This is a genomic window from Sphingorhabdus rigui, assembly GCF_014196595.1.
Lineage (GTDB): Bacteria > Pseudomonadota > Alphaproteobacteria > Sphingomonadales > Sphingomonadaceae > Sphingorhabdus_B > Sphingorhabdus_B rigui.
In genome coordinates, this window is the sequence record NZ_JACIEA010000002.1 from 63669 (window position 1) to 85898 (window position 22230).

A 22230-nucleotide genomic window follows, 5' to 3' on the forward strand; every position below is an offset into this window, starting at 1 on the left:
CATCCAAAGGCAAGGAAGAAGCAAATGGCAACCGCCCCGAAGAAGACCGCCGCTCCAAAAAAGGCCGCAGCACCCGCCGCAGCCGCTAAAAAAGCGCCTGTGAAAAAAGCTGCTGCAACCAAGGCTCCCGCGCCAAAGGCTGGTGCTGGCCAAACCGCGATTAACGTCGCCGGTGCAACGGGCCGCATTTCACAGGTCATCGGCGCTGTTGTCGACGTAACCTTCACTGGCCAGCTGCCTGCCATTTTGTCGGCACTTGAAACCGACAATAACGGCAACCGCCTCGTGCTTGAAGTGGCACAGCATCTTGGCGAAAACACCGTTCGCACCATCGCAATGGACGCGACCGAAGGTTTGACCCGCGGTCAGTCCGTGCGTGACACCGGCGCGCAGATTTCGGTTCCAGTTGGTCCAATGACCCTTGGCCGCATCATGAACGTTATCGGCGAGCCAATCGACGAGCGTGGCCCTGTTGGCGCTGCAAAGTCGAACCCAATCCACGCAGAAGCGCCTTTGTTCACCGACCAGTCGACCGAAGCTGAAATTCTCGTCACCGGCATTAAGGTTATCGACCTTCTCGCGCCTTATGCAAAGGGCGGCAAGATTGGTCTGTTCGGCGGTGCCGGCGTTGGCAAGACCGTTCTTATTCAAGAACTGATCAACAACATCGCAAAGGGCCATGGCGGCGTTTCGGTGTTTGCTGGCGTGGGTGAGCGTACCCGCGAAGGTAACGATCTGTACCATGAATTCCTCGACGCAGGCGTTATCGCCAAGGACGCCGACGGCAACCCAACCCCAGAAGGTTCAAAGGTTGCTCTGGTGTTCGGCCAGATGAACGAGCCTCCCGGTGCGCGTGCACGTGTTGCTTTGTCGGGTCTGACCATGGCGGAATATTTCCGCGATGAAGAAGGCCAGGACGTTCTGTTCTTCGTCGACAACATCTTCCGCTTCACACAGGCCGGTTCCGAAGTGTCCGCACTTCTTGGCCGTATTCCTTCGGCTGTGGGCTATCAGCCAACTTTGGCAACCGACATGGGCCAGCTGCAAGAGCGTATTACGTCGACCACCAAGGGTTCGATTACCTCGGTTCAGGCCATTTACGTTCCTGCAGATGACTTGACCGACCCTGCACCAGCAACGTCGTTCGCCCACTTGGACGCGACGACCACGTTGAACCGCGCAATTTCGGAATTGGGTATCTACCCAGCAGTTGACCCGCTTGACTCGGTCAGCCGCGTTTTGACACCAGCCGTTGTTGGCCAAGAGCATTATGACACGGCACGCCGCGTTCAGGAAACGCTGCAGAAGTACAAATCGCTTCAGGACATCATCGCGATTTTGGGCATGGACGAATTGTCGGAAGACGACAAATTGACTGTTACCCGTGCGCGTAAGATCCAGCGCTTCTTGTCGCAGCCTTTCCATGTTGCTGAAGTCTTCACCGGCATTTCCGGCAAGTTCGTTCAGGTCGAAGACACGGTTAAGTCGTTCAAGGCAGTCGTCGACGGCGAATATGACCATCTTCCAGAAGCAGCCTTCTACATGGTTGGCGGCATCGAAGATGCTGTTGCCAAGGCTGCCAAGCTTGCGGCGGAGGCGGCGTAAGCCATTATGGCACTTCGTTTCGAACTCGTAACACCTGAAAAGCTCTACCGCTCGGACGACGTCTATATGGTCGTCGTTCCGGGTAGTGAGGGCGATTTTGGTGTGCTTGAGGGCCACAGCCCAATGATGAGCACGCTGCGTAACGATGCCGCGCTTGAGATTTACGCGACGCAAGGCGCAACGCCCGAGCGCCTCATCATCGCTGGTGGCTTTGCTGAAGTGAATGAGAACGGATTGACCGTTCTGGCGGAGCGCGTCGAGGCTTAAGCCTCACGCGTTACGTATCAGGGCGCTTCGTCGCCCCAGATGCGGGCCGTTTCAATATAACCATAGCGCCCTTCGGTTTCGAAGCGGCAATAGCCTTTTTCACATTCTTCGATAAGCCCGACCACACCGGGCTCCACGCGCCATGATATATGTGCGTTGGCTGCAGGCGCGTCACGCAGTGCGCCAATTTCCTTACCGATGACGATGGCAGCCCGCTTGGGGCTCAGCAAGCGGACATGAAGCCATCCCTGCTCACCATCGGGGTCTTGAACCTTGCGCCATACGCTGTGCACCGCCACGACCTTCACTGGCAGGTTTTCGCGTTTATACACCCAAGTAACGGGGAATTCAGTGCTGGGGCCCGTACGCATGCGCGCCTCTGGCTTAGAAATTGAAGCCCAATAAGGCGTCTTTTGTTGTGCCTGCCCGGCGGCAGACGCAGCACCAAAGAGCACGAGCGCCAATGCGCCGCAACGCGCTATCGAATTGTGTTGATGAGCCATCTTTTTTACCACCGTTTTCATTCTATACCGTAAGCGCGGCGCGCAGCGCAACCATCCTGTCTTGACCTTGTCATATATTCGGCTTTAGTCACTGCCATGCCCGAACTTAGCCGCATTGAACGTCCGTCTGTCCGCGTCACCCGCACGCTTCTTCCCGCTGTTGAAAAGCGCATGGCGGAACTGTTCGATGCGCGTTTCAATACCGATGATGTGCCCCTCACCCGTGATGCGCTTGTTGCTGCGATGGCGGACTGCGACGTGCTCGTGCCGACTGTCACGGACACCATCGATGCCAGCATCATCGCCGCCGCACCGCCGCGCCTGAAACTGATTGCCAGCTATGGCGCCGGGGTTAATCACATCGATCTGGCCGCAGCAAAGGCCAAGGGCATCATGGTCACAAACACGCCTGGCGTGTTTACAGACGACACCGCTGACCTGACGATGGCGCTCATTCTGAATGTACCCCGCCGGCTTGGCGAAGGACATCGTGCCATGCGCAATGGCGAATGGAGCGGCTGGAGCCCCACCGGCATGCTGGGTCACCGCATTGGTGGCAAGACACTTGGCATCATCGGTCTTGGCCGTATTGGAGAGGCCGTCGCCATGCGCGCCAAGGCATTTGGCATGAATATCATTTACAACAAACGCAGCCGTTTGCCGGCCAGCGTTGAGGATGAACTGGGCGTGACGTTCGAACCCGACATCGACCGGCTGGTGGCCCGTTCGGACATCATCACACTGCACTGCCCGTTGACGGCGGATACAGACAAAATCATCAACGCCGATCGCATCGCGCACATGAAACCCAACGCGTATGTCATCAACAGCTCACGCGGTGAATTGATTGATGAAAACGCCTTGATCGAGGCATTGCAAAGTGGTCGTATCGCGGGCGCCGGGCTTGATGTGTACACGCATGAACCCGCCGTTGACTCGCGGTTCCTCAGCATACCCAACGCGGTGCTGCTTCCGCATTTGGGCAGTGCCACATATGAGGGACGCGAAGCATCGGGTGAACGCGTGATTACAAATATCCGCGTATGGGCCGACGGCCACCGACCGCCCGATCAGGTGCTTGAGGGCTGGCAATAAGCAATTTTCTTTCGATTGCGGTAAGTTACCCGTAATTTTGTGCCTTGAGGCTTTGTTACGCCGCGCCTAGAGACGTGGCAAATAAGCGGGCGGGGAAGATTATGATCCAGAAATTTGTGCAGTCAGCGCTGGTTTTAAGCGCAGCCATGTCAGCGCCAGCGATGGCACAGGCGGGTATGGTCGCTATCCCTGAAACCAACAGCGGCGATAGCGCGTGGATTTTGACCGCGTCAGCGCTTGTGCTGATGATGACGCTGCCTGGCCTTGCACTTTTTTACGGCGGGCTGGTTCGCGCCAAAAACTTCTTATCGGTTCTGGTGCAATGCGGCGCGATTGCCGCTATCGCCTCGGTTATCTGGATTGTCATTGGCTACAGCCTGGCCTTTTCCGTGGACGGCAACGGTTTCATTGGCTCGCTTGAAAATGTCATGTTCAACGGGTTGCTCGATTCTGTCCGTGATGGGCAGACAACAGGCGAGCTTGCCTTTGCGCTTTTCCAGATGACATTTGCAATCATCACCCCAGCCCTGATCGTCGGCGCATGGGTCGAACGCGCCCGCTTTGGCTGGGTCGTGGCGTTCAGCGCCTTATGGTCGCTGCTGATTTATGTCCCCGTGACCCGCTGGGTTTGGGGCAGCGGTTTTCTGGCCGACCAAGGCGTCATTGATTTCGCCGGTGGCATTGTTGTGCACACCACGGCGGGTATTTCAGCGCTGGTTGTCGCGCTAATGCTTGGCAAGCGCATTGGCTTTCCCAGAACGCTTATGCTCCCGCATAGCCCCGCGCTCACAGTAGCCGGTGCAGGCCTGCTCTGGGTTGGCTGGTTTGGCTTCAACGGCGGATCGGCTTTAGCAGCCAATGACGCTGCCGCCAGCGCAATCATCAACACCCATGTCGGGGCCTCGGTTGCAGCGATTGTCTGGCTGGTGATTGAACGTATCAAGGTCGGCAAGGCCACCGCCGTCGGCTTTGCAACGGGCGCAGTCGCTGGACTTGCCACGATCACACCGGCAGCAGGGGTGATTGGCCCCGGTGGCGCGATCATTCTCGGCATATTGGCAGGCGTCGTCTGCTTCTGGTTTGTTGGCCTTGTCAAAGGCACGTTGAAAATCGATGACTCGCTCGACGTTTTTGCGGTGCACGGTATCGGCGGAATTCTTGGTTCCGTCCTGCTGGCGGTCTTTGCAAGCGAAGCGCTTGGCGGCGCTGGCTATGCCGAAGGTGTGGGCATGGCATCGCAATTGTGGGTTCAGGTGAAAGCCGTGGCCATCGTCGGCGCCTATTCCGCCGTGGTCACGCTCATCATCGGCTATATGGTGTCGATGGTCATACCGATGCGTGTCAGCGAAGATCAGGAGCGCGATGGGCTTGATATTTCAAGCCATGGCGAACGCGCTTGGGATTTGGATTAAGCTGGTCCTGACGGCAACGTAATGCTACATAGCCCTTGATCGCGTTGCTACGCGACCAAGGGCAATTTCCGGCAAAGAAACCCGGCGTCAATCGCCCGTCAGGATGCGGTCCATCAATTGCTGCACCGTCGGAACGAAACCGTTCGAATAGAACGGGTCCTTACCGAACAGATAAGCACTGTGCCCTGCGAACATCAGGTTTTCATCGATGGGCGCGCCGTGCGCGATGTTCTGCAATGCCTTTTGAATGCAGAAGCTGCGCGGATCGGCGAGGCGGCCAGTTGAATTATTGTCATGGTCTTTCCACGACGAAAATCCGCAATGCGACAGACAGCCCATGCAGTCCTTCTGATCCTTGCGAATGACTTCGCCCGACGGCGGCGTCACAAAGACCAAGGTGTTGTCGGGCGTCTTCAAAGCGACCGTAAACCCGCGTGCATCCCATTCGCGTGCCTTCATCAGGTCCGCAGGCTTCACCCAGAAATTCTTACCCTTCACGCCGACATCCAGCTGCGCGCTATGTTCCGCATCGGCGGTCTGCACATAGGCAATCTGGCGTTCTGAACGGGCCTGCAACTCAAGCAGGAACGGATTGATGACCGCGCTTGAATAGAAACCTGTTGGCGAAAACTGATGCAACAGCACGCCGTCTTCAGGAATTTTCGTCAGCGCGTCTTTCCAACCCTGTGGAATGGGGCTTTCTTGCGTGAGCAATGGCCGCGTACCCAGTTGGAATGCGATTTGCCCAAGCTCTGGATTATCAATCCAGTTGTTCCAGTCGCGCAAAAACCATACGCCGCCCGCCATCACGATGGGCACGTCGTCCGAAATGCCTTCGACGCGCATGACATCGCGTAGTGCTTTTACGCGCGGATAGGGGTCTTCGGGGCTGCGCGGGTCTTCCGCGTTGGAAAGGCCGTTATGGCCACCCGCCAACCATGGATCTTCGTAAACCACCGCACCCAACCATTCGGGCACCTTGTGATAAGCGCGTTTCCACAATGCACGGAATGCACGCGCGGAGCTGACGATAGGCAGATAATATACGCCATATTGCGCCGCAATTTCCGAAAGCTTGTAAGGCATGCCCGCGCCGCAGGTGACGCCGGTAACCATCCCCTTGGTCGCTTCCAATATGCCGTGCAAAATGCGCTGCGATCCGCCCATTTCCCAAAGCACGTTGATATTGATGGCGCCTTTGCCATTGGCCATTTCATGCGCCAGGCGAACCTGCGCGATGCCGCCACGGATGCCGTACTCCACCAGCTCTTCGTGACGTTCCGCACGTGTTTTCCCGTGAAAAACCTGCGGGATCATCTCGCCATTTTCATCATAGCTGTCGGCATTAACCGCCGACACAGTGCCAATGCCCCCGGCAGCAGCCCATGCGCCAGAACTTGCGTGATTGGTAGCGGCAACGCCCTTGCCACCTTCGACCAATGGCCACACTTCGCGGCCACCATATATTATGGGTTTCAGACCCTTGAACACAATTACAACCCCTAATATCTATGTCAAAAGCGCCGTTCAGCGCGCTTCCCTGCAGGCGCGCTATCGCAATTATCTAGCTTTGTCGCGCAAAATCGGCACGTTTCATGGCAGAACCATATAGCTGCCGATAACGCGCAAACATTGTCTCTTCATCATATAATGCACAGGCCAGCGCGCGGTTGGCTGTGCCCAGTTTTTCCCGAAGTCCGGCATCATATGCCAGTTCGCTAATGGCTTGCGCCAAAGCCGCCTCGTCCGTGCGCGGGACGATGAACGGACGGTTTTCACGTGCGACGATATGTCGTACGTCTCCAACGTCGGTAGAGACCACCGGAAGGGCACTGGTCATCGCCTCTATAAGGGAAATCGGATATTGCTCGCTATCCGACGACAATGCAAAAATATCGAACAGGCGAATATAGCGCGCCGGGTCACGTAAGAAGCCCGGCATCATTACACGGTCTGCGATGCCAACCCGCTCTGCCTCCGCCATGATTGCGCCCCGCTCTGGCCCGTCACCAACAATCGCGAGCCGGACATTTGGCCCGGCGGCCGCAACTGCACGCACAAGCCGCGGAAGATTTTTGACCGTGCGCAGTCCTGCGATCGTGCCGACCACAATCTCACCATTGCGTTTCTGGAAACCTGGGAAAGATCCGCGCTGCGGACGCCGGTTAAAATGTTCGGTATCGATGCCATTGGGGAACCGACAAATCTTGTCCAGCGGCTGATGCCATATGGTTCGGGCGATATGCTCAAGCGTTTTCGATGGGACGACCAGCGCATTCGATCGCTGCAACGCAATCGTGCGAAACCAGTTGCGCCGCGTTTTCAGCCGGTCGACTTCATCATCGTTGAACCCGTCTTCATGGTGGATCAGTGGCGGCAAGTTCATGCTGCGAGTGAACAGCGTATGCGCCATCACCCCATCCATCGCGCCCCAATTATATGTCAAAACAAGATGGAATTTCTTCATATATTGGGCAAGCTGACGATAGCGCCCAATCGCTGGCATGCCTTTCAGCGAGGGTGCCGCATCTTTGGGGAACTGGACTTTGACGCGCCGGTCAATCGCATCGGCCGCGCCAAAGGCGTCATCAACCGCCGACAAAACGCTATGCTCTGCCTGATCGCCGAAATGGTTCATAAGACGAACCGTGCGCGATTCCTGATCGCCAAGGTTAAAGCTGCTATGCAAATGGAGGATGCGGACCGCCGCCATACTTGCCTTTCCTTCTCGCACCGCCCAGATGCTTTGAATGATTATCGAACCTATGCCCTCTCCCTACCGTCCTGATCCGCAAATCGCCAGTCTGGGCGAAAAAATTGGTGATCCCGTGCGCGCGGCCAACTTCCCCGAAACAAAATTGCGTTTTCGCAACGACCGTTGGGCGGCAACTGTTGGGCTGGATGGATATGACGACGCGGCGTGGGTCCACCATTTCGGGCGCTTTGAACCGCTGCCCGATAACATGCCCGAACCTTTGGCGCTTCGGTATCACGGACACCAGTTCCGCGTGTACAATCCGGAGATTGGCGATGGACGGGGATTTCTGTTCGCGCAGCTGCGCGATGGCTATGACAGGCTGTTGGACCTTGGCACCAAAGGTTCGGGCACCACCCCGTACAGCCGGCGCGGCGACGGAAGGCTGACACTGAAAGGTGGCGTGCGTGAGATATTGGCGACCGAAATGCTGGAGGCGCTTGGGGTCAACACCTCCAAAACATTCTCGTTGATTGAAACCGGCGAAGAATTGATCCGCGGGGATGAGCCCTCGCCGACCAGATCCGCCGTCATGGTGCGGCTCAGCCATAGCCATATACGTTTCGGAACGTTCCAACGCATCGCGGCGGAGGGCAATGAGGCGCTGATGCACAAGCTCATCCATTATTGCCTCGAACATCTTTACGGCGTCGAGGTTTCCGACAACCCTGCGGCTCAGTTATTGGGGCTCGCGGTCGATCGCGTGGCCGACCTTGCCGGTTCATACATGGTCGCAGGCTTCGTCCACGGCGTCCTCAACACCGACAATATCAACATCACGGGCGAAAGCTTTGACTATGGCCCGTGGCGCTTCACCGAAAAATGGGACCCAAGCTTTACCGCAGCCTATTTCGACCAATCCGGACTTTATGCGTTCGGACGGCAAGCCGAAGCATTACATTGGAACCTTGGCCAGCTTGCGGTGGCATTGCGATTGGTGTCGGACGCACCGCCGCTGATTGCCGCACTAGAACGCTTTCCCGACCTCTATCAACAATCGGTTATTCGCCGATTTTTATGGCGACTGGGCGTTGTGCCGACGGGCGAAGACGAGGATAAGCGCCTTGTCGAAGCCGCCGAACGCGCGATGGTCCGCGATCAAATTCCGATCGCCACATTCTTCCATGGCTACAGAGGTGGACGGACGGGCGCATTCGCGTCCAAGGGGGCAGACCAAGCCACCTTTGAAGACATCTTGCGCGGTTATGCGCCAGCCCACGCATCGGACGATTATTGGCTAAGCAACCCCGTCTGCGCGATGTTGATCAATGAGGTCGAGATGATTTGGGATGCCATTGCCGAAAAGGATGACTGGCTGCCTTTATATCAAAAACTGGCGCATATTCAGGACTTGGCGAAAGCTTTGAAGCATGAAGGCTGACAATTGAAAAAGTCTGCGGACCTGATTGCGCGCGAAACGGGCAAGCTGCTGTGGCGAGTGAACGTACCGCTTAAAAAATTGGCACCGATAAAGTTCTTCTAACCCATGGCCAACTAATCCTGTTTTGAAGCTTGGACGGCGGCCGTCCATTTTGGCGTCATGGAAAAAGCACGAGTCTATTTGGTGGGCGCTGGCCCCGGTGACCCCGACCTGCTGACGGTGAAAGCTGCGCGGCTGATCGCGTCGGCCGACGTCGTTGTGCATGACGGCCTTGTCGACGCCGCGATTATGGCGCTGATTAGCCCCTCCGCACGGCTGATTTCAGTCGCAAAAAGCCGGTCGCGCCATTCTGTGCCGCAGGACGGCATTAACGACATTCTGGTGCGTGAGGCGCAGGTTGGCCGGGTGGTCGTCCGGCTAAAGGGTGGCGACCCGTTTATTTTTGGACGCGGCGGCGAAGAAGCCGAAGCGTGCCGTGATGCCGGAATAGATGTTGAGGTTGTGCCCGGCATCTCTGCGGCCATGGGCGGCGCTGCGGCGACTATGCTGCCACTCACCCACCGCGATGCCTCCAGCGCCGTCACCTTCGTTGCTGGCCAGTGCAAAGGCCTGACCGACCAGAATTGGGCTGGCCTTGCCGGCAAAGGTCGCACGCTGGTCATTTACATGGGCGTTGCGACAGCTGCGGATATTACCGAAAAGCTGATTTCCGACGGCCTGTCACCCGATACGCCCGTTGCCGTGCTCGAACGCGCAACGCGGCCCGATGCGCGCGCGATGCAAACGATCCTCACCGATTTGGGCGACATGATTAAGCGTGAGGGCGTCCAATCGCCCGCGATCATCGTTGTCGGCGACGTTGTCCTGAAATCCGATGCCGAAAACCGGCTCAAACATTTTGCCAAACAGGCGGAGAAAATTGCGTGAAGTTACTGACTGGAAATGAATTGCGCTCTGGCGCTGTGACCTGGTGGACGGGCAGCGGCTGGTCGCTCCATGTTGAAGATGCGGTTGATGTCGGTGAACATGGCGAAGCCGTGCTGCATGCCGAGGAAGGCGCGCGCCGTGTGAACGCGCCGTACATCATCGACGCGGTTGCAACGCCCCAAGGGCCACGCCCAGCGCATATCAAGGACAGGGTCCGTGCGCTTGGGCCAACGGTGCGGCCAGACCTTACATTGAAACCCGCTGACCCAGCGGCAGGCGACTGGATAATCTGATATGTATAAATATGACCATTTCGACCAATCGATCGTCGATGCGCGCGTTGCCGAATTTCGTGATCAGGTAAACCGGCGCATCGCCGGTGAGATTACGGAAGACCAGTTCAAGCCATTGCGGCTGATGAACGGTCTGTATCTGCAGTTGCATGCCTATATGCTGCGCGTCGCCATTCCCTATGGCACACTCGACAGCCGGCAGATGCGGATGCTCGCGCATATCGCCCGCAAATATGACCGCGATTACGGCCATTTCACCACGCGTCAGAATATCCAATATAACTGGATCAAGCTTGAGGAATGCGCGGATCTGTTGGAAGAACTGGCGACGGTTGAAATGCATGCCATTCAAACCAGCGGCAATTGCATCCGCAACATTTCGTCGGACCAATATGCAGGGGCGGCGGCGGATGAAGTTGCTGATCCGCGTCCTTGGGCAGAATTGCTGCGCCAATGGTCCACATTCCATCCTGAATTCAGCTATTTGCCACGCAAGTTCAAGATTGCGGTCATCGCATCCCCCGAAGATCGTGCCGCCATGCGCTTGCATGACATCGGGCTAGAGCTTGTCCGCCAAAACGGCGAATTGGGTGCGCGCGTATTCGTAGGTGGCGGCATGGGCCGTACGCCAATGATTGCGCCAGAGATCAATCCGTTCGTCAAAGCCGACGACCTGCTCAGCTACATCGAAGCCTGCTTGCGCGTGTACAATCGCTACGGCCGCCGCGACAATATCTACAAGGCCCGTATCAAGATACTCGTGCACGAAATTGGTGCAGACGAATATCGCCGTCAGGTTGCGGAAGAATTCGCCCATGTCAAAACGCTGGGCATCGATCCGCCGCTGGCAGAGCTGGAACGCATCAGCGCCTTCTTTGCACCGCCTGCATTTGATGCAGCCGACGTAGAGCCCGATCGCAGCGACCCCGATTTTGCAGTTTGGCTCGATCAAAACGTGAAGCCACATAAACAAGCCGGCTACGCAATCGTCAACATCAGCCTGAAGCCCATTGGCGGTATTCCGGGCGATGCAACATCGGCGCAAATTGACGTGATGGCTGATCTTGCCGAGCAATATGGCTTTGACGAATTGCGCGTCACCCATGCGCAGAACATCGTCCTGCCACATGTGGCCAAACGGGATCTGCACGCCGTCTGGCAAGCATTGCGCGAGGCCGATTTGGCACATGCCAATCTTGACCTGATCAGCGATATCATCGCCTGCCCCGGTCTCGATTATTGCAGCCTTGCCAACGCCCGTTCGATCCCCGTCGCGCAGAAAATTGCGACGCGCTTTGCCGACATGGACCGGCAACGCGATTTGGGCGAACTGAAGCTTAAAATCTCCGGCTGCATCAATGCGTGCGGGCATCACCATGCGGGGCATATCGGCATATTGGGTGTCGACCGGAAGGGTGTGGAAAATTACCAGCTGACCTTCGGCGGCTCTGGCGCGGAAGACGTCAGCATCGGGAAAATCATTGGCCCCGGCTTTGATGAAGACGGCGTTGTCGACGCGGTCGAAAAGGCCACCGAAGTCTACAAGACCCTGCGTGAAGGCGATGAACGTTTCATCGACACATATCGCCGTGTCGGCCTCGAACCATTTAAGGAGGCGATCTATGGTTGAGTTTCGCTATCGCACGGACGAAGTCACTGAACAGCCATCGGTTACGCTCGATGCCTTTTTGGATCAGTCAAACGCCACCGCAGTCCGGCTTGAACCCGATGATGATGCACGCGCACTGATCCCGTTTCTGGATCGGCTGACGCTTATCGAAGTTGCCTTCCCAAAATATCGTGACGGGCGTGGCTACAGTTCCGCGCGCATCTTGCGTGAAGCGGGGTATACAGGCGAACTGCGCGCACAAGGCGATGTTCTGGTCGACCAAATTGCGTTCATGCGGCGCTGTGGTTTTGACAGCTTTGCACCCGAAGCATCGTTAAATCCCGAAGCCGTCGCGCGCGCGCTTTCAACCTATGACCAATTTTACCAAAAGGCGGCGGACTCCGCGGCTCCCGTTTGGAAGCTACGGCATGGGTGAACAGGTTCGCATCGCGGACCGTATCAACACCGCACCACGTTACACGGAGGCGGACGCCGTTCGCCTCAACAACATGTTCCGTGGGCGTGATACTGTCGAGATGCTGACCGTCTTGCTGCGTGAAAATATGTTGGGTGATGCGGCGATAGTCTCCAGCTTCGGCGCAGAGAGCGCCGTTTTGCTGCATCTGATTGCCAGCATTGATCCCACAACGCCTATATTGTTCCTCGACACCGGGAAGCATTTTCCCGAGACGATTAGCTATCGTGAGGAACTGCGGAATATGCTTGGCCTATTGGACCTGCGCATCATCGCCCCCGACCCCGCGCATCTGGCGCAAAAGGACGGAACGGGCCTGCGCTGGTCTTATGACCCCGATGGCTGCTGCGAAATTCGCAAAGTCCTTCCGCTAAAGTCTGCGCTGGCCGGGTTTGATGCCCAGTTTACGGGCCGAAAAGCCTTTCAGTCCGCAACCCGCAAAGCGCTGCCGCGGTTCGAGATCGAGGAGGGCCGCCTGAAGGTCAATCCGCTTGCAGATTGGGACAAGGCTAGAATCGAAGCCTATATGGCCGAACACGCGCTGCCTGTGCACCCTCTGGTGGAACAGGGCTATCCGTCGATTGGCTGCTCACCCTGCACCACCAAGGTTGCGCCAGGCGAAGACCCACGCTCAGGTCGCTGGAAAGGCTGGGACAAGGTTGAGTGCGGAATACATACGGCCGTTACGCCGCTGGATGACAGCGCAAACGACCCGATCTTTTAACAAGCGATCGCATTCAATCCTTCTGGAAAAAATAGGCCTGAATGTCCGCCGCAATACGCGCCGGACGAAGTGTTTCGGCGTCGATGCAACACCAGCTGGATTTAACCTCAGCCAACACGTCTTCACCGCGCTTGATGACCGTTTCGTAAAACGACCGGGCACCCTGCACTTTTTCAAGAACGACGGACGCGATGACGACATCATCGAGAAACGCCGGCTTCCTGTAGGTAATCTCATGCTTCAACGCGACCCACAGATATTTGGCAGCAGCCTCAGGCGGCACAAGCTTGTGCCAATGCGCCAAAACCGCATCCTGCACCCAGTTCAAATAGCGCGCGTTATTTACGTGCCCCATAAAGTCGATGTCTGCAGGCAATACGCCTATTTGATGAAGGTGGGAGAGCGCTTTTGTCATGATGCTTCCAAGATAGTCTTAAGCCCGAAAATTACATCCCCATTGCGGATTAAACCGGAATAAATAGATGCATTCATCGCAAAAATTCGCTGTCATGACTTGCCGCGGGATTTTTGGTTCCCCACATTATCGACATGCGTGAATCTGGATGGACATATTGGCGACAAACCAACGCCTTTCGCTGGACGATGCTGACAATTGGGTGGATATTGGTTTTGGGATCTCCTTTATTAGGCCCAATCCCCGGTCCGGGACCGCTGATCATTTTACCCATTGGCCTTGCGTTCATCCTGAAAAACTCGCTTTGGGCCAAAAAGCGCTATGCGCGGCTTTCGCGGCAGCATCCCGAATATGCACGATGGGCCAATTGGGCACTGCGGCGGAGCAAGGTTACCCACCGCCCCGCGTTTCCGGATGTGAAAGGTGATTTCATGCACCTGTTCCGCCGCGACGACATAGACATGAAAATGCCCTGACCTGTGTTGACTTTTAACCTTTCGGACCGTATCGGCCACTGCAACAGAAGCGGTCGCTGCGCAGATTCGGCGGCCCTTTTCATTTCAAGACGCAAAAAATTTAAGGATTACAGTCATGAAGCGCACTTTTCAGCCGAGCAATCTCGTGCGTGCCCGTCGCCACGGTTTTCGTCTCCGTATGTCAACCGCCGCTGGCCGCAACATCCTGAACGCACGTCGCGCACGCGGCCGCAAGAAACTGTCGGCTTAATCCCCGAGCAGGCGGACCGCGAAATGCGCGGTTACAGCGTTATCAAAAAAAGGTCAGACTTTCTGGCCGCCAACCGGGGGAAGCGATATGCAACTCCCGGTTTTGTTTTGCTGGTTCGCGACAGGCGGGACGACAGCCCGGCGATCCGGTTGGGCATCACCATCACCAAAAAAGTTGGTAACGCCGTTATCCGCAACCGCATGCGCCGCCGCTTTCGCGCGCTTGCACAGGAAATGCTCGCCGATAAGGGCAAGGCAGGCGCGGATCATATTCTGATCGGTCGCGACAGCGGCATCGAGCGCGATTTCGACGCCTTGAGGGCCGATATGGTCAAGGCGTTGGGAAAGCTGTGCGCGTGATCGCAAAGCTGCTCATCTTATGCGCACGGGCGTGGCAAATTGGCCCTTCACGCATTTTACCGCCGACCTGCCGATACAGCCCCAGCTGCTCGGCCTATGCAATAACGGCACTTCAAAAGCATGGCGCAATTAAGGGTGGCTGGCTGGCCATCAAACGGCTATTGCGCTGCCAACCTTGGGGTGGGCATGGATATGATCCAGTGCCATGACGCCCAATTGATTGATTAACGGGGATTTACACGTGGACGATAAACGCAACCTGATTTTTGCAGTCTTGCTGACAGGCCTTATCCTGTTCGGATGGCCTTATGTCGCCAGCTATTTCTTTCCAACCCCCGCCCCTGTGACCAGCAGCGCGAAGACCGCCACCAGCCCCGCTGGCGCGGCAACGTCGGATGTACAGGTCGAGGCGGCCCCTGCAAAAACGCAGGCTGTTCCGCTGAGCAGCGCGCTTCAGTCCACAGCCCGCATCGTGGTGGAAACGCCAAAGTTGAAGGGCTCGATCAATCTTGAAGGCGCAAAAATTGACGACCTTTTGTTGCTTACCCACCGCACCGCACTCGCCAAGGATTCGGCGCCAGTGCGCCTGTTCGCGCCATCGGGCACAAAAGATGCCTATTTTGCGCGCTTTGGTTGGGCTGGCACCGGCGTAACGGTGCCCGATGATAAAACCGTCTGGACGCCAAGCGGCAATAAGCTGACGCCAACAACGCCCGTCACATTAAGCTGGACCAACAGCCTTAATCAGAAGTTTGATATCGCGCTGTCGATTGACGAAAACTACATGATTACGGCAAAGCAGACGTTCACCAATGGCGGCACTGCGCCAGTTGAGATCGCAAATTTTGCCTTGCTGAGCCGCACCGGAAAACCTGCCGACGCGACATCTGGTGGGTCCATATTTACGCATATCCACATCGGTCCAATGGGCGTTTTTGACGACAAGCCCAATTATGATTGGGGCTATGTCGACGTCGCGGAAAACAAAGGCGAGACATCGTTCACCAGCACGGGTGGATGGCTTGGCTTCACCGACAAATATTGGCTCGGCGCGCTTATTCCTGACCAAAAAACGCCCGTATCGGCCAAGTTCCGTGCCAGCGGCGATGTCTATCAGGCGCAAGTCATTCCAACACGCTATACCAGCGTTGCGCCAGGTGCGGTCCTCAACAGCGGCTCGCGTCTGTTCGCTGGCGCTAAAGAGATGGCCGTTCTTGACGCCTATTCAAAGAAGCTCGGCATTCCCTATCTCGATTATGCCATCGATTGGGGCTGGTTCTGGTTCATCGCCATTCCGTTCTTCTGGATCCTGCATTGGCTGTTCGGCCTTTTCGGAAACTTTGGTTTAGCCATTATTGGTCTCACCATTGTTGTGCGCGGGTTCATGTACCCCGTGGCGCAGAAGCAATTTGCCTCGATGGCGCAGATGCGTGCTGTTCAGCCTAAGCTGAAGGCGCTGCAAGAACGTTGGAAGGATGACAAGCCACGGCTGCAGCAGGAAATGATGAAGCTGTACAAGGATGAAAAGGTAAATCCGCTCGCGGGCTGCCTGCCTATCGTGTTGCAGATTCCTATCTTCTTCGCGCTGTACAAAATTCTGCTGCTGTCGATCGAAATGCGGCACCAGCCGTTCGTGCTGTGGCTGAAGGATTTGTCGGCACCAGATCCGCTGACACCGATCAACCTGTTTGGACTACTGCCTTTTGACCCGCCATCGTTCATTGCCATTGGCATATTGCCGATATTGCTTGGCGTGACGATGTGGCTGATGCAGCGCCTGAATCCGCAACCTATGGATGACGTGCAAAAGCAGGTATTCGCCGTGATGCCATGGTTCCTGATGTTCATCATGGCGCCATTTGCCGCTGGACTTCAGCTTTATTGGGTCATGTCGAACCTCGTGTCGATTGCGCAGCAAAAGTGGCTCTATTCTCGTCACCCGGCGTTGCGGGAGCAGATGGCGCGTGATGCGCAAGAGAAAGCGGCAGCGAAAGCCAAGGCGGGGTCGTGAGCGCGGATGTCATCGCGGGAATAATAGAACCGAACCGGATATTCTCCGGTCCGGTTACGTTCCTGAAATCAGCGCCGAAGCTTGAATTTCTGCCGGACCCAACGGTCCCAGAAATTGCCTTTGCGGGTCGGTCGAACGTCGGTAAGTCCAGCCTGATTAACGCGCTGGTGAACCGCAATAACCTTGCGCGCGCGTCCAACACACCGGGCCGCACGCAAGAGCTGAACTTTTTCGATGTTGGTGAACCGGCGTTGTTCCGCATCGTCGACATGCCGGGCTATGGCTATGCCAAAGCCCCCATCAAGACGGTGCAGCAATGGCGTTATCTGATTAACGATTATCTGCGTGGCCGCGCGGTGTTAAAGCGCGTGTTTGTGCTGATCGACAGCCGCCATGGCATTAAAGAAGTCGATCATGAAATCATGAAAATGCTCGATGCGGCTGCGATCAGCTACCGGATTGTGCTGACCAAGACCGACAAGATCAAAGCGTCCGAACGCGAGGCGGTTGAGGCGGACACCATGGCAAAGCTGCGCAAACATGTTGCCGCCTATCCCGAGCTTTCGGTGACATCGGCGGAAAAGCGCGGGGGCATTGATGAACTGCGCGCGGCTGTGTTGGAAGCCGTCGCTTCTTAGGGTCAAGACCTATGAAACTGATTATCGGGAATAAAGCCTATTCAAGCTGGTCGCTGCGCGGCTGGCTTGCGGCCAAGCAATCCGGTCTGCATTTTGACGAAATCATTGTTCCTTTGTTTGCCGACGGCTGGGAAGAACGCAAACGCGAAGACGACCTTGCGCCATCATCGGGCAAGGTGCCGACCTTGTGGGATGGAGAGGCTGTGGTCTGGGACAGCCTTGCGATCATCGATTATCTCGCCGACAAAGTGGGGCGCGACCGTTTTTGGCCCAAAAATGAAGTCGCGCGCGGCATGGCGCGGTCCATGGCGGCGGAAATGCATGCGGGCTATACCGCCCTGCGCCGCGAATTTCCGATGAATACGCGCAAGACCTTTCACGACGTCACGATATCCGAAGAGACCCGGAAAGACGCGGTCCGCATATTGCAAACATGGGCCGAAGCCCGCTCGCGCTTTGGCAAAGACGGGCCATATCTGTTTGGCACCTTCAGTGCAGCGGACATCATGTTCGCACCTGTCGTGACGCGTTTTGTGACGTACGGTTTCACCCTGCCCGGCTTTGCCGAAAGCTATGCAGAAACGATTATGGCGCATCCATGGATGGAAGAATGGTACGCCGCCGCCGCAAAGGAGCCATGGACGATCCAGCGGATTGAGGACGCGGTTACGTAATCCGCTCCGTGGGATAAGGCGTCCCGTCTTTGTGGAAATAGCCCACATCGCCGAATGTCATGTCAATATCGGCGTAGACGCCACCTGCACCGCGATCGCCAGCGCCAATGGCAATGAAAACACAATCGCAATCGCTGCGGTTAATCAGATGATGGCCGTTTGGTTCGCCCGCCGCCCACGCCGCGATGTCGCCTGCCCGCAGAAGCGTTTCGGCATCATCCTCAATCAATACGGCTTCGCCCGAAAGCATGATGACGATTTCGTCTTCTTTATGGTGCCAGTGCCGGTGCGATGACCATCCACCTGGTGTCAGTACGACATGACTTGCACCCAGTTGTGTTAGACCCGCTGCCGGTGCCAATCTTCGCCACCACCTGCCCTCAACTTCGCGGTCATATGGAGCGGGATAACCCGTTGCATTGCTTTGGGCGATTGCATCGAGGTTGAGTTTAGGCACAGGCCACCCCTAGCCGCATTGTGCGCGGTGCAGCAGCTTCTGGTCGGCCAGCACAAGCGCCATCATAGCCTCAACCACTGGCGTACCGCGTATGCCCACGCAGGGATCGTGGCGGCCCTTTGTAATGATGTCGGTCGCATCGCCGTCGCGGGTGACTGTTTCCACGGGCGTGAGGATTGAGGAGGTCGGCTTGAACGCGACCCGCACCAGCACGGGTTGTCCTGTGGAGATACCACCGGCAATTCCCCCTGCATTATTGGCTAGGAATTCGGGATGGTTTGATCCTTCCGAAGAGGGCCGCATCCGGTCGGCATTTTCTTCGCCACGCAAACGCGCTGCACCAAAGCCTGCGCCAATTTCGACGCCTTTAACCGCGTTGATGCTCATCATCGCCGCCGCAAGTTCGCTGTCGAGTTTCGCATATAAAGGTGCGCCCCAACCGGGCGGTACGCCGGTGGCGACGCATTCAATGACGGCACCCAGCGATGATCCCGCCTTGCGCGCCTCATCCACCAGTTTTTCCCACCGACCGGCAGCGGCTTCATCCGGGCAGAAAAAGGGGTTTTTGTCGATTTGTGCGGCTTCAAAATTGTTGCGGTCGATGGCATCTCCGCCGATCTCCGCAACATATGCGATGATGTTTACGTCAGGCATGACCGCCCTTGCCACCGCACTGGCGGCCACACGTGCAGCCGTTTCACGCGCACTCGAACGTCCGCCACCGCGATAATCGCGAAAGCCATATTTCGCGTCATAGCTGTAATCGGCATGGCCGGGGCGATAGGCCTTGGCCACGTCCGAATAATCTTTGGACCGCTGGTCAACATTTTCGATCATCAGCGAAATCGGTGTTCCCGTGGTCCGCCCTTCAAAAACGCCCGACAAAATCCGAACGGCATCGGGCTCCTGCCGCTGCGTTGTGAAGCGCGATGTCCCGGGACGGCGCTTGTCCAGAAATGGCTGAATGTCGGCTTCGGACAAGGCAAGTCCGGGAGGGCAACCATCGACCACCGCGCCAAGCGCCGGACCGTGGGACTCTCCCCAAGTGGTGAAGCGAAAAACGCGTCCGAAAGTATTAAAGCTCATCTGCTAATTCCGACTTCTTCATATGTACCGAACGATAGTGCACCAGCCCGTTGCGATGCCCCGCGATCATTTGGCAGTGTCAATATCAGGAGCATCCTCCTGCTTCATGCCGACGGTGTGGTAACCCGCATCAACATGGTGGATTTCGCCGGTAACACCTGCGCCCAGATCGGACAGGAAATACAACGACGACGCACCAACGTCATCAATGGTCACGTTGCGGCGCAACGGCGTGTTCAGTTCATTCCATTTCAGGATATACCGGAAATCACCAATGCCCGACGCAGCGAGCGTTTTGATCGGTCCAGCCGATATCGCGTTCACGCGAATGCCCTGTGGCCCGACATCATTCGCCAGATATTTTACGGACGTTTCCAGCGCAGCCTTGGCCACACCCATGACGTTGTAATGCGGCATCACCTTTTCTGCGCCATAATAACTGAGTGTCAGCATTGATCCGCCACCTTCACCGGTTTCGGGATCAAGCGGCTTCATCATCGCCGCAGCGCGCTTGGCGACGGCGGTAAAGCTGTAGACGCTGATGTTCATCGTCATCAGGAAGTCGTCCAAGCCTACGTCGAAATATTTGCCGCGCAGTGCTTCTTTGTTGGTGAAGCCAATCGCGTGGACCACAAAATCAATGGTAGGCCATTTGGCCGCCAGCGTGTCAAAGGCGCGATCAAGATTGTCCATGTCGGCAACGTCGCAATCGATGAGAAAGTCACAACCCAGTTGTTCCGCCAATGGCCGGACGCGCTTTTCCATGACTTCGCCCTGATAGCTGAACGCCAATTCCGCGCCTTCGGCATGCAAACGCTTCGCAATGCCCCACGCCAGAGATTTGTCATTGGCGAGCCCCATAATCAGCCCGCGTTTGCCCGCCATCAATCCTGTCATAAAATCCTCATTCGTCAGGTGAATTTTGTTCCCACTGCTTTAGTCCATTTTCATGGGCGTTGGCCAGTGCTGCGTTTAATTGCGCTCCTGTCACCAATCCCAGCCCAATAAGATAGAAGAAAATGAGCGCCACCATAACACCGGCAAGGCTGCCATAGGTTAGGTCATAATTGCTGACGCTCGACAGGAAAACCGGCAAAAGCGCCGTGAGGCCAAGCCACCACATGCTCACCAAGGCTGGCCCTGGCCATTTGGGAAAGGCGGATGACCGATATTTGGACGGGGTTAGCCCCGCAAAGATGACATAGATTGCGACAAACAATGTAATGAATGGAATGATACGGCCCCACGCGAAATAGCCTGAAACCATCTGCGCGGTGGGAATGTATCGGTACACCAGATCCTCAACCGCGGTCACCACAACCTGCGCCGAAAAGGCAATCATCGCCAGAATAACCGAGGCGATGATCGCCCCGAGCGAACCCAATCGATAATGCCAGAACGCACGGCTGGGTGCCGCACCATAAGACCGATAAAGCACATCGCGAAAGGTTTCGATAAGGCTGGCCGCGGTCCAAAGACTGACCGCAGCGCTTAGCCATAGCAATGGCCCCGAACGTGCGGTCATGGCGGACTCGATGGGTTCTTTAAGCGCGGCTCCGACACTTGGCGGGACCGTCGTCAAAAACGCTTCAATCAGCGCCAGCCCGGACTCGGTTTGTCCAAATGCGCCAGCGATGGCAGCGGCCACAATGCAGAATGCGAAAAGTGATACCAACGACAGATATGCGAAATTGCCCGCGTGAATAAACCCGTCGCTATACACACCGACGGCAACACGCTTGGTCACTTCCACTACCTGACCCGTCAACCCGAGATGCGCAAACCATGTCGCTTCGCTTTCCTCGGAATGTGTCGTCTCAGGAAGATGTGCCCGTGCCTCCGGTGACAGAGGCGAAATTTCAGACACCAAGATTTTCCCGGACATTACTGTCCGACAGGACACCCGACAGACGCGCAAGTTCCACAGGGTCCGATGGCAAGTGAATCATCAGCGTGACCAACTGGTCACCGCGTCCACCCGATTTGGTTGTGAACCCCCTGCCCTTTATCCGCAGAACGGCTCCGGAATTGGTACGCGGCGGAACAGTCAGCATGACTGCGCCATCGACGGTCGGAACCTTCACCTTGCCGCCATCGACCGCTTCTTTGATCGAGATCGGCAGGTCAATCCGGATATGGTCGCCGTCGCGCGCCAAATCGGGGTGTTTGCCTAGCTTTAGCGTGACCATGGCATCGCCATTGCCGCCAGGCCCCGGCTGACCACGGCCGGGAATGCGGATCTGCTGTCCAGCGACGAGGCCGGCAGGCAGTTTGAACTCAACGGTCTTGCCATCGCCCAGCGTAATGCGCTGCGGCGCGAGCGTTGCCGCGTCGGTGAAGGACACCAAATGTTCGTACGCAATATTCGCGCCCTTGGGTGGCGGCGCTTGCTGCGGACGTGGGCCAGCACCGGGACGGCCTCCGCCGCCGCCAAACAAGCCATCAAAAATGTCGCCAAGGTCGATGCCACCGCTGCCAAAGTCGAAATTGCCACCGCCGGGTCCGCCTTGGCTATATCCGCCGCCGCCAAAGGGGTTGCCACCGGCAAAGCGGGGTTGGCCGTTTTCGTCTATTTCGCCGCGGTCAAATTGCCCGCGCTTTTTGGGGTCCGATAACAAATCATACGCCTGCGTAATTTCGCTGAAGCGCTCCGAAGCTTTCGGATTGTCCTTGTTCTTGTCGGGATGCAATTCCTTCGCAAGCTTACGATAAGCGGATTTAATCGCTTTCTCGTCCGCGCCTTTGGATACGCCTAATATCGAATAAGGATCAGCCATTCTTGTCCCTGTTTACCCTGCTTATCCGTCTTACATTGGTA

26 protein-coding genes are annotated in these 22230 nt (G+C 56.7%); 17 read left to right on the forward strand and 9 right to left on the reverse strand.

The window, feature by feature from the left end:
- Positions 1–24 precede the first annotated feature (24 nt).
- Together atpD and GGR91_RS07815 are read left to right on the forward strand one after the other, a co-directional pair.
- Complete coding sequence (gene atpD, locus GGR91_RS07810; RefSeq protein WP_221204273.1) at positions 25–1605, forward strand: F0F1 ATP synthase subunit beta; 1581 nt, start codon at positions 25–27, stop codon at positions 1603–1605.
- 6 nt (positions 1606–1611) lie between these two features.
- On the forward strand, positions 1612–1872 hold the full coding sequence (locus GGR91_RS07815) for an ATP synthase F1 subunit epsilon (protein WP_183941657.1): 261 nt from the start codon (positions 1612–1614) through the stop codon (positions 1870–1872).
- A 17-nt stretch (positions 1873–1889) separates the two neighbouring features.
- Here GGR91_RS07815 and GGR91_RS07820 read toward each other — a convergent pair whose 3' ends face one another.
- Positions 1890–2396 (reverse strand): SH3 domain-containing protein, encoded by a 507-nt coding sequence (locus GGR91_RS07820; RefSeq protein WP_322788789.1) that lies wholly within the window; start codon positions 2394–2396, stop codon positions 1890–1892.
- A gap of 75 nt (positions 2397–2471) precedes the next feature.
- On the opposite strand from GGR91_RS07820, the gene GGR91_RS07825 reads away from it, so the two are divergent.
- Positions 2472–3470: a 2-hydroxyacid dehydrogenase gene (locus GGR91_RS07825; protein ID WP_183941659.1), complete on the forward strand. Its 999-nt coding sequence runs from the start codon at positions 2472–2474 to the stop codon at positions 3468–3470.
- 101 nt (positions 3471–3571) lie between these two features.
- A complete protein-coding gene (locus tag GGR91_RS07830) occupies positions 3572–4882 on the forward strand; it encodes an ammonium transporter (protein ID WP_183941660.1) in 1311 nt (436 codons plus the stop codon).
- An 87-nt stretch (positions 4883–4969) separates the two neighbouring features.
- Here GGR91_RS07830 and GGR91_RS07835 read toward each other — a convergent pair whose 3' ends face one another.
- Positions 4970–6376: an NAD(P)H-dependent flavin oxidoreductase gene (locus GGR91_RS07835; protein WP_183942030.1), complete on the reverse strand. Its 1407-nt coding sequence runs from the start codon at positions 6374–6376 to the stop codon at positions 4970–4972.
- A 70-nt stretch (positions 6377–6446) separates the two neighbouring features.
- On the reverse strand, positions 6447–7595 hold the full coding sequence (locus GGR91_RS07840) for a glycosyltransferase family 4 protein (protein ID WP_183941661.1): 1149 nt from the start codon (positions 7593–7595) through the stop codon (positions 6447–6449).
- A 37-nt stretch (positions 7596–7632) separates the two neighbouring features.
- Here GGR91_RS07840 and GGR91_RS07845 point away from each other — a divergent pair, with 37 nt between their 5' ends.
- The 6 genes from GGR91_RS07845 (at position 7633) to GGR91_RS07870 (ending at position 13046) form a co-directional block, all read left to right on the forward strand.
- Positions 7633–9018, forward strand: a complete 1386-nt coding sequence (locus tag GGR91_RS07845) for a protein adenylyltransferase SelO family protein (protein WP_183941662.1) — start codon at positions 7633–7635, stop codon at positions 9016–9018.
- Between the two features lie 159 nt (positions 9019–9177).
- Entirely contained in the window at positions 9178–9945 is a 768-nt protein-coding gene (cobA, locus tag GGR91_RS07850) for a uroporphyrinogen-III C-methyltransferase (protein WP_183941663.1), read from the forward strand.
- A complete protein-coding gene (locus GGR91_RS07855) occupies positions 9942–10238 on the forward strand; it encodes a DUF2849 domain-containing protein (RefSeq protein ID WP_183941664.1) in 297 nt (98 codons plus the stop codon). The genes cobA and GGR91_RS07855 overlap by 4 nt, the downstream gene beginning before the upstream one ends.
- A 1-nt stretch (position 10239) precedes the next feature.
- Positions 10240–11868 carry a nitrite/sulfite reductase gene (locus GGR91_RS07860; protein ID WP_183941665.1) on the forward strand — a complete coding sequence of 543 codons (1629 nt, stop codon included), beginning with the start codon at positions 10240–10242 and terminating at the stop codon, positions 11866–11868.
- On the forward strand, positions 11861–12283 hold the full coding sequence (locus tag GGR91_RS07865) for a DUF934 domain-containing protein (RefSeq protein ID WP_183941666.1): 423 nt from the start codon (positions 11861–11863) through the stop codon (positions 12281–12283). Before GGR91_RS07860 ends, GGR91_RS07865 begins: the two co-directional genes overlap by 8 nt.
- Positions 12276–13046, forward strand: a complete 771-nt coding sequence (locus GGR91_RS07870) for a phosphoadenylyl-sulfate reductase (RefSeq protein WP_183941667.1) — start codon at positions 12276–12278, stop codon at positions 13044–13046. Before GGR91_RS07865 ends, GGR91_RS07870 begins: the two co-directional genes overlap by 8 nt.
- 13 nt (positions 13047–13059) lie before the next feature.
- On the opposite strand, the gene GGR91_RS07875 is transcribed toward GGR91_RS07870, so the two are convergent.
- A complete protein-coding gene (locus GGR91_RS07875; protein ID WP_183941668.1) occupies positions 13060–13461 on the reverse strand; it encodes an acyl-CoA thioesterase in 402 nt (133 codons plus the stop codon).
- Between the two features lie 134 nt (positions 13462–13595).
- Here GGR91_RS07875 and GGR91_RS07880 point away from each other — a divergent pair, with 134 nt between their 5' ends.
- The 7 genes from GGR91_RS07880 to GGR91_RS07910 all read left to right on the forward strand — a co-directional run bounded on the left by GGR91_RS07880 (position 13596) and on the right by GGR91_RS07910 (position 17869).
- The gene (locus tag GGR91_RS07880; RefSeq protein ID WP_183941669.1) at positions 13596–13937 is read left to right on the forward strand and encodes a hypothetical protein; all 342 of its coding nucleotides are present in this window, start codon (positions 13596–13598) and stop codon (positions 13935–13937) included.
- Between the two features lie 115 nt (positions 13938–14052).
- Entirely contained in the window at positions 14053–14187 is a 135-nt protein-coding gene (gene rpmH, locus GGR91_RS07885; protein WP_125230634.1) for a 50S ribosomal protein L34, read from the forward strand.
- 23 nt (positions 14188–14210) lie between these two features.
- Complete coding sequence (gene rnpA / locus GGR91_RS07890) at positions 14211–14546, forward strand: ribonuclease P protein component (protein WP_221204274.1); 336 nt, start codon at positions 14211–14213, stop codon at positions 14544–14546.
- On the forward strand, positions 14543–14755 hold the full coding sequence (yidD, locus tag GGR91_RS07895) for a membrane protein insertion efficiency factor YidD (protein WP_183942032.1): 213 nt from the start codon (positions 14543–14545) through the stop codon (positions 14753–14755). Before rnpA ends, yidD begins: the two co-directional genes overlap by 4 nt.
- A gap of 32 nt (positions 14756–14787) precedes the next feature.
- Positions 14788–16557 carry a membrane protein insertase YidC gene (yidC, locus tag GGR91_RS07900; RefSeq protein ID WP_183941670.1) on the forward strand — a complete coding sequence of 590 codons (1770 nt, stop codon included), beginning with the start codon at positions 14788–14790 and terminating at the stop codon, positions 16555–16557.
- On the forward strand, positions 16554–17195 hold the full coding sequence (yihA, locus tag GGR91_RS07905) for a ribosome biogenesis GTP-binding protein YihA/YsxC (protein WP_322788790.1): 642 nt from the start codon (positions 16554–16556) through the stop codon (positions 17193–17195). The genes yidC and yihA overlap by 4 nt, the downstream gene beginning before the upstream one ends.
- An 11-nt stretch (positions 17196–17206) precedes the next feature.
- On the forward strand, positions 17207–17869 hold the full coding sequence (locus tag GGR91_RS07910) for a glutathione S-transferase family protein (RefSeq protein ID WP_183941671.1): 663 nt from the start codon (positions 17207–17209) through the stop codon (positions 17867–17869).
- On the opposite strand, the gene GGR91_RS07915 is transcribed toward GGR91_RS07910, so the two are convergent.
- From GGR91_RS07915 to GGR91_RS07935, 5 genes are all read right to left on the reverse strand, one after another.
- Positions 17862–18326 carry a cupin domain-containing protein gene (locus GGR91_RS07915; protein WP_183941672.1) on the reverse strand — a complete coding sequence of 155 codons (465 nt, stop codon included), beginning with the start codon at positions 18324–18326 and terminating at the stop codon, positions 17862–17864. The genes GGR91_RS07910 and GGR91_RS07915 overlap by 8 nt on opposite strands.
- Positions 18327–18335: 9 nt before the next feature.
- Positions 18336–19412 (reverse strand): chorismate synthase, encoded by a 1077-nt coding sequence (aroC, locus tag GGR91_RS07920; RefSeq protein ID WP_183941673.1) that lies wholly within the window; start codon positions 19410–19412, stop codon positions 18336–18338.
- A gap of 66 nt (positions 19413–19478) precedes the next feature.
- Positions 19479–20309: an enoyl-ACP reductase FabI gene (gene fabI / locus GGR91_RS07925; RefSeq protein WP_183941674.1), complete on the reverse strand. Its 831-nt coding sequence runs from the start codon at positions 20307–20309 to the stop codon at positions 19479–19481.
- Positions 20310–20316: 7 nt separating this feature from the next.
- Entirely contained in the window at positions 20317–21279 is a 963-nt protein-coding gene (locus GGR91_RS07930) for a YihY/virulence factor BrkB family protein (RefSeq protein ID WP_322788791.1), read from the reverse strand.
- On the reverse strand, positions 21272–22189 hold the full coding sequence (locus tag GGR91_RS07935; protein WP_183941675.1) for a DnaJ C-terminal domain-containing protein: 918 nt from the start codon (positions 22187–22189) through the stop codon (positions 21272–21274). Before GGR91_RS07935 ends, GGR91_RS07930 begins: the two co-directional genes overlap by 8 nt.
- Positions 22190–22230 lie beyond the last annotated feature (41 nt).

Bases quoted from the DNA above. Each gene is read 5' to 3' on its own strand.
- atpD (WP_221204273.1), top strand. From the start codon at position 25: ATGGCAACCGCCCCGAAGAAGACCGCCGCTCCAAAAAAGGCCGCAGCA.
- GGR91_RS07815 (WP_183941657.1), top strand. From the start codon at position 1,612: ATGGCACTTCGTTTCGAACTCGTAACACCTGAAAAGCTCTACCGCTCG.
- GGR91_RS07820 (WP_322788789.1), bottom strand. From the start codon at position 2,396: ATGAAAACGGTGGTAAAAAAGATGGCTCATCAACACAATTCGATAGCG.
- GGR91_RS07825 (WP_183941659.1), top strand. From the start codon at position 2,472: ATGCCCGAACTTAGCCGCATTGAACGTCCGTCTGTCCGCGTCACCCGC.
- GGR91_RS07830 (WP_183941660.1), top strand. From the start codon at position 3,572: ATGATCCAGAAATTTGTGCAGTCAGCGCTGGTTTTAAGCGCAGCCATG.
- GGR91_RS07840 (WP_183941661.1), bottom strand. From the start codon at position 7,595: ATGGCGGCGGTCCGCATCCTCCATTTGCATAGCAGCTTTAACCTTGGC.
- GGR91_RS07845 (WP_183941662.1), top strand. From the start codon at position 7,633: ATGATTATCGAACCTATGCCCTCTCCCTACCGTCCTGATCCGCAAATC.
- cobA (WP_183941663.1), top strand. From the start codon at position 9,178: ATGGAAAAAGCACGAGTCTATTTGGTGGGCGCTGGCCCCGGTGACCCC.
- GGR91_RS07860 (WP_183941665.1), top strand. From the start codon at position 10,240: ATGTATAAATATGACCATTTCGACCAATCGATCGTCGATGCGCGCGTT.
- GGR91_RS07865 (WP_183941666.1), top strand. From the start codon at position 11,861: ATGGTTGAGTTTCGCTATCGCACGGACGAAGTCACTGAACAGCCATCG.
- GGR91_RS07870 (WP_183941667.1), top strand. From the start codon at position 12,276: ATGGGTGAACAGGTTCGCATCGCGGACCGTATCAACACCGCACCACGT.
- GGR91_RS07875 (WP_183941668.1), bottom strand. From the start codon at position 13,461: ATGACAAAAGCGCTCTCCCACCTTCATCAAATAGGCGTATTGCCTGCA.
- GGR91_RS07880 (WP_183941669.1), top strand. From the start codon at position 13,596: ATGCGTGAATCTGGATGGACATATTGGCGACAAACCAACGCCTTTCGC.
- rpmH (WP_125230634.1), top strand. From the start codon at position 14,053: ATGAAGCGCACTTTTCAGCCGAGCAATCTCGTGCGTGCCCGTCGCCAC.
- rnpA (WP_221204274.1), top strand. From the start codon at position 14,211: ATGCGCGGTTACAGCGTTATCAAAAAAAGGTCAGACTTTCTGGCCGCC.
- GGR91_RS07910 (WP_183941671.1), top strand. From the start codon at position 17,207: ATGAAACTGATTATCGGGAATAAAGCCTATTCAAGCTGGTCGCTGCGC.
- aroC (WP_183941673.1), bottom strand. From the start codon at position 19,412: ATGAGCTTTAATACTTTCGGACGCGTTTTTCGCTTCACCACTTGGGGA.
- fabI (WP_183941674.1), bottom strand. From the start codon at position 20,309: ATGACAGGATTGATGGCGGGCAAACGCGGGCTGATTATGGGGCTCGCC.
- GGR91_RS07935 (WP_183941675.1), bottom strand. From the start codon at position 22,189: ATGGCTGATCCTTATTCGATATTAGGCGTATCCAAAGGCGCGGACGAG.